Below are 4472 nucleotides of genomic sequence, written 5' to 3' on the forward strand. Positions count from 1 at the left end.
TCACAAGAAATGAATATGGGACAGTTTGTAGCGGCCGAAATTGTAATTCTGCTAGTAATTAATTCTGTTGAAAAAATAATTATTGGTTTGGAAACTTTTTACGATGTTTTAACTTCTGTTGAAAAAATAGGTCAGGTTACAGATATGGCTTTGGAAGAGGAATTTCCAACAGATTATAATTCTTGTTATAACTCCATTTCATTACAAGCAGAGCACATCAGCTACAAATTTCCAGATTCAAAAATCAAGATCTTAAACGACATTTCCTTAACAATCAATCAATCAGAACGTATTTTTATCAACGGGCAAAATGGCTCTGGAAAAACTACCTTAATTCGTATTTTGTCTAGCTTAACACAACCTACTTCGGGAGCATTATACATTAATGATGATACTTTCAAAAAAATAAATTTCAATCAATACCGTGCGCACCTTTCCAGTATTATTTATGGCGAAACACCTTTTGAAGGCAGTGTCTTAGAGAATATTACTTTTAATGATTCTGCGATAACTGACGAAGATATCAAATGGGCAATTGATGGAGTTCAATTAACTGATTTTATCAAATCATTACCGCAAGGATTAGCAACACCACTTTTTCCAGAAGGAAAACAATTGTCATCTTCAAATGCACAAAAAATCATCTTGGCTCGAAGCATCATCACCAAGCCTAAAATTTTGTTTTATGAAGATCCAACAGATACGATGGATGAAAACGTATCAAATGCTATCATTGATTTCTTGACTGCTGACGAACATAAATGGACCATTATCGTTTCGTCAAAAAATCCATATTGGAAAGTAAAATGCAATCGCCAAATCACCTTAGAAAAAGGAAAAATCATACTAGATTCTAAAATATAAAAACATGCTAAATATTTCTGACAACAATAAGCAAACTGCTACCAACTTACAACGTTATAAGACAGTAAGAGATTTAGAAACAAGACCGCATTACAAAATTTTAAACAAAATCATAACTATTGTTTCGATACTTGGTTTGATTTCTTTGTTCTTGCCTTGGACTCAAAACATTTCAGGAAAAGGGTCAGTGACGACATTAAAACCCAATCAAAGACCCCAATCAATACAAAGTGTCATTTCTGGACGAATAGAAAAATGGTATGTACAAGAGGGAGATTTTGTAAAAAAAGGAGATACTATTTTATTTATTTCGGAAATAAAAGAGGATTATATGGATTCTAATTTAGTTCGAAATACTAAAAATCAAGTGAATGCTAAGAAAAATGCTATGGCTTCATATGATTCAAAAGTAGGAGCTCTTTCAAACCAAATGCAATCTATCACTAGTGAAAGAAAATTAAAACTGGAACAAGCCGAAAATAAAATCAAACAATCACGATTTAAGATAAAAAGTGATTCGATAGATTTAGTGGCCATAAAAACACAATTAAAAATTGCGCAAACACAATACAATAGAGCCATTCAATTACAAAGCGAAGGATTAAAACCACTAACAGATGTCGAGGAGAAAAGGTTGAAATTACAAGAATCTGAAGCTAAAATAATCACTCAGGAGAACAAATTATTAACGAGTAAAAATGATTTAATCAATTCCCAACTCGAAATTAGCCGAATTTCAGCTGAATACAGCGAGAAATTATCCAAAGCTCAAAGTGATCAATATACCGCTATGAGTAGCCAGTACGATACTGAAGCACAAGTGAGTAAATTAGAAAACCAGCATGCTAATTATAGTATTCGTAACGATATGTATTACATCAAAGCCGTTCAAGATGGCTATATCAATAGAGCTTTGCAAGCAGGAATTGGCGAAACCATAAAGGAAGGAACTCCTATTGCCACTATCATGCCGTCACAATACGATATTGCTGTAGAGACTTATGTAAATCCGCTGGATCTTCCTTTGATTTCAAAAGGAGCCAAAGTAAGAGTATGGTTTGACGGATGGCCTACAATAGTATTCTCAGGATGGCCTGATATGTCCTACGGAACTTTTGGTGGGCAAATTGTGGCTATCGAAAATTTCATCAGCGAGAACGGAAAATTTAGAGTCTTGATTGCTCCAGACCCAGAGGATATCAAATGGCCAAAACAACTGAGTATAGGTTCAGGTGCACAAACAATTGCCTTGTTAAAAACGGTTCCTGTTTGGTTTGAAATCTGGAGAACATTAAACGGATTCCCGCCTGACTATTATCAAACACAAACGGGTGCCAAGACCTCAAAAGCTAAAAAATAATGAGAACTATATTTCTGATCTTACTGCTACTCAGTGCTGTCCTTACCGCTCAAAATAACAGCTCTGATGTGGAGACCCAAAAAAACTTCGAATTTACGTTTGAAGAATACCTAGGGTATGTCAAAAAATTTCATCCTTTAGTAAAAAACGCCAATTTAGAAATCAGCAAAGCACAAGCTGATCTAATGGCTGCCAGAGGAGCATTCGACCCAAAAATTGAAGTTGATTTTGACAAAAAACAATTTAAAGACAAAACCTATTATTCGATTTTAAATAGTAGTTTTAAAATTCCAACTTGGTATGGGGTCGAAATTAAAGCAGGCTTTGACCAAAACGAAGGTGTTTATCTTAACCCCGAAAATAATGTTCCCAATCAAGGATTAGCTTCATTAGGGATTTCTATTCCTCTAGGACAAGGATTACTGATCAATCAACGAATGGCTGATTTACGAAAAGCCAAACTACAATTAGAATTAAGTCAATCCGAAAGAAAACTACAAGCAGTTGCTATACTATATGATGCTTCGATGGCTTATTTTAACTGGAAACGTAATTATGAAGAGTTCCAATTATATTCTCAATACAAAACCAACTCTGAGATACGATACAAAGGTGTTGCTTCTCTTATCAAACAAGGAGACAAAAGAGCTATTGATAGTATCGAAGCAGGAATTAGCCTAACGAGTCGAAAATTAAGTTTAGAAAATTCAAAACTAAAATTAACCAAGGCAAAACTAGAACTTTCAAATTTTTTATGGCTCGAAAATACCATTCCTATGGAAATAACAGAGGCTCTTTTTCCTGAGAAAAAACTTGAAGCTACTATACAAGAAACCTTAAAAACGAACCATCTTTTACAAGTAGATTTTTCGATTGATGCACATCCAAAAATAAATGCAATTGAAAGCAAAATTGATATATTGAACGTAGAACGTAAATTAAAAGCCAATTATCTTTTGCCAAAAATCAACATTGGCTACACTTATTTATCCGAACCTCAATATATTGAAAATTATAAATTCGAGAATTATAAAATTGGAATTGATTTCGCATACCCAATATTCCTAAGAAAAGAAAGAGGTGGCCTGAAAATAACAAAATTCAAATTACAAGAAACATCGAATTCATTGAATTTAGAACGTCTACAACTTCAAAACAAAATCAACGCACAAAAAGAAATCATCAATTCTTTATTCAGACAACGTAGTCTAGCAAATGAACTGGTAAAGAACTACAAAACGATGTTAACCTCAGAAGAACGCTTGTTTACTTTTGGCGAAAGTTCCCTTTTTCTAATAAATAGTAGAGAAAGTAGTTTGATTACAGCGCAATTAAATGCAATTGCTTTGAATAACGAGTTTTGTATCTCTAATTCTGAACTATATAAAATAATAGCAAATCCTGATTAAATCAATTAAAATTGTACTTTTGCCAACTCAAAATTCAAAACTATGATTATAGTAAAATCACGTGAAGAAATTGAATTAATGCGCGAAAGTGCTTTAATTGTATCCAAGACATTAGGAATGATTGCTTCAGAGATTAAAGAAGGTGTAACGACCTTACATTTAGACAAATTAGCTGAAACGTTTATTAGAGACCATGGTGCTGAACCAAGTTTCTTAGGTTTATATGGTTTTCCAAATTCCTTATGTATGAGCCCAAATGCTCAAGTAGTACACGGAATCCCAAACAACACTCCTCTTGTTAGTGGTGATATCATCTCAGTTGACTGTGGTGCATTTAAAAATGGCTATCACGGAGACCATGCTTATACTTTTGAAGTAGGTGAAGTTGCTCCTGAAACCAAAAAATTATTACAAGTTACCAAAGAATCTTTATATGTAGGAATCCGCGAATTCAAAGCTGGAAACCGTGTTGAAGATGTGGGTAATGCTATCCAAAAATATACAGAAAGTCATGGTTACGGTGTCGTACGTGAACTTGTAGGTCACGGTTTAGGTCAAAAAATGCACGAAGACCCTGAAATGCCAAACTACGGAAAACGTGGTCGTGGAAAACTATTTGTCGAAGGAATGGTGATTGCACTAGAACCGATGATCAATCAAGGAACCCGCAACATCAAACAACTGAAAGACGGTTGGACAATCCTAACCGCTGACGGAAAACCATCGGCTCATTTCGAACACGACATCGCTCTTGTAGACGGAAAACCTGAATTATTATCTACGTTTGCTTATGTTTATCAAGCATTAGGAATAGTTAGTAATGAGGAAGATGAGTTTAG

At 34.3% G+C, this 4472-nt stretch carries 4 protein-coding genes; all 4 read left to right on the plus strand.

Annotation, left to right across the window (positions count from 1 at the left end; translation table 11 throughout):
• The coding region (locus tag WBQ70_RS08540; protein WP_423912915.1) for an ATP-binding cassette domain-containing protein at positions 1 to 864 on the plus strand (864 nt) is incomplete at its 5' end.
• 4 nt (positions 865 to 868) lie between these two features.
• Positions 869 to 2224: an HlyD family secretion protein gene (locus WBQ70_RS08545; protein WP_423912918.1), complete on the plus strand. Its 1356-nt coding sequence runs from the start codon at positions 869 to 871 to the stop codon at positions 2222 to 2224.
• Positions 2224 to 3633, plus strand: a complete 1410-nt coding sequence (locus tag WBQ70_RS08550) for a TolC family protein (RefSeq protein ID WP_423912919.1) — start codon at positions 2224 to 2226, stop codon at positions 3631 to 3633. The genes WBQ70_RS08545 and WBQ70_RS08550 overlap by 1 nt, the downstream gene beginning before the upstream one ends.
• A gap of 42 nt (positions 3634 to 3675) precedes the next feature.
• Positions 3676 to 4472: type I methionyl aminopeptidase (gene map, locus WBQ70_RS08555; protein WP_423912922.1), on the plus strand; the 797-nt coding region annotated here is incomplete at its 3' end.

The sequence above is a fragment of the Flavobacterium sp. genome (assembly GCF_049590715.1).
Taxonomy (GTDB): Bacteria; Bacteroidota; Bacteroidia; order Flavobacteriales; family Flavobacteriaceae; genus Flavobacterium.

Excerpts from the sequence above, each read along its gene's own strand:
- WBQ70_RS08545 (WP_423912918.1), top strand. The coding sequence starts at position 869 with ATGCTAAATATTTCTGACAACAATAAGCAAACTGCTACCAACTTACAA.
- WBQ70_RS08550 (WP_423912919.1), top strand. The coding sequence starts at position 2,224 with ATGAGAACTATATTTCTGATCTTACTGCTACTCAGTGCTGTCCTTACC.